General features: G+C 68.3%; 1 protein-coding gene. It reads right to left on the bottom strand.

Annotated features, from left to right (window positions below; all coding sequences use genetic code 11):
• Positions 1-13 precede the first annotated feature (13 nt).
• A complete protein-coding gene (locus tag IEX37_RS15820) occupies positions 14-1,507 on the bottom strand; it encodes a SpaH/EbpB family LPXTG-anchored major pilin (RefSeq protein ID WP_229663331.1) in 1,494 nt (497 codons plus the stop codon).
• Positions 1,508-1,731: the final 224 nt, after the last annotated feature.

Raw genomic sequence — 1,731 nt, 5'->3', positions numbered from 1 at the left:
GGGGGTGCTCCGATCAGATCAGGGCGGCAGCGCGGCGGCGGCGGACCACCAGCAGCACGACACCCGCGGCGACCAGGCCCGCGCCGACCAGGTAGAGCAGGCCCGTGCCCGTGCCACCGGTCAGCGGCAGCTCGAAACCGGCGTTGTGGGGCACGTTCTCGATCACGATGTCAACGCTCGCGCCACCCGTGGTGGCCGTGACGGTGAACGGGATCGGCGCGGCGAGCAGCTCGTGACCGTCGGGGGCGACGGTCTCCACCAGGTAGTACTGGATGAAGCCGGGCTCACCGGGCGCGACGGTCCCACCGTTGGCGAAGTCGCTGTAGCGCAGGCCCGTGATCGTCAGCACACCGTTCAGGTCCACGACCTCGAAGGACGCCTCGCCATCGATCGTGATGGGGTTGGTCTGGTTGAGCGCGTCCGCCTCCGAGGCGAAGACCTGGAACACGGCGCCGGGCAGGGCGCCACCGGCCGGGTCGACCTTCTGGATCGTCACGCCGCCCCAGCGGGTCTCGACCGACGGGGTGGTCGTCGGGCCGCCCGGGTCGCCCGGGGTGATGTTGAAGCTGGCCTCGTTCGGGTACACCAGCGCGGTGTTCACGATCTCCCCGACCTCGTTCACGGAGGTGACGACCTCCACGATGACCTGCGCGGCCTTGTTGGCAGCGAGGACCTGACGGCCAACCTCGGTGAACTCCACCGTCACCGTGTTGGTGCCCGCGACGTAGTCGATGGTGTAGTCGGTGCCCAGCACGATCGTCGCGCCGTTGGAGAGGCGGACGCTGGTCGAGACGTAGTCCAGCTTGGCGTCGAGCGGGTCGACGATCTTGTAGCCGTCGATGACGTCCTCGTTGGGGATGTCGGCGGTGATGGTGAAGGTCAGCTCGTCGCCCAGCCGGATCGCGTCGGCGTCGTTCACGACCTTACCGGCCGTGGTGATCGAGTTCTTCGGGTAGACGTGAACGTCATACATCCACGTGTTCCGGTCCGTGGGGTCGGTCATCGGGATCGACACCAGGAACGGCGCCGACGGGGTGATACCCGCGGGGTAAGACGTCTCCTCCACGAGGTACAGACCCACCGGCAGACCCGCGAACAGCGCGTCACCATCAGCGTCGGTCACCTGCGGGGGGAACGCGGTGCCGAGCGTGTAACCGGCACCGGTGATCGACGCCTCCGGGTCGGCCTCATCGAACACGCCCGCAAGACCGGACGCGTCAGCCCAACCACCGTTGGTGGCCAGGTCGATGCCCTGCACCTGACGCACCTGGAACTCCACACCCGCGACCGGGTTGAGCCCGGTGGTGTCCACCGGCGTGCCGTTGTTGTCCAGGTTCGACGGCGCCACGAACCGCTCGAACTTGTGCACCGCGATCGAACCGGTGGCCGTGGGGTCGACCAGCGGCGCGGCATGCGCCGGAGCGGCCATCCCCAACGCGGCCAGAGCCGCCACCGCGGCAGCTGCGAGACCGGCGCGGAAACCCCGCCGGCGTGCGTACTTGTTCACGAACTTCTCCTTCTGATCTGGGATAGAGAGATGGGTCTTGGGATAGAGAGGTGGGTCAGGGGGGTGGGGTCGGTTTCGACTCGCTCCGCTCGCTCAACCCGTTTCGACTTCGGCGCTTCGCGCCTCCGCTCAACGAGCAATGAAGACGCACGGGCGGAGGGCCCTCCCCCGCTCGTTGAGCGGAGCGGCGCAGCCGCGGAGTCGAAACGGGCTGAGCGCAGCGG

This window comes from Microbacterium album, from assembly GCF_014643695.1.
Lineage (GTDB): Bacteria > Actinomycetota > Actinomycetes > Actinomycetales > Microbacteriaceae > Microbacterium > Microbacterium album.
This window is presented reverse-complemented; position numbering and strand designations above follow the sequence as displayed.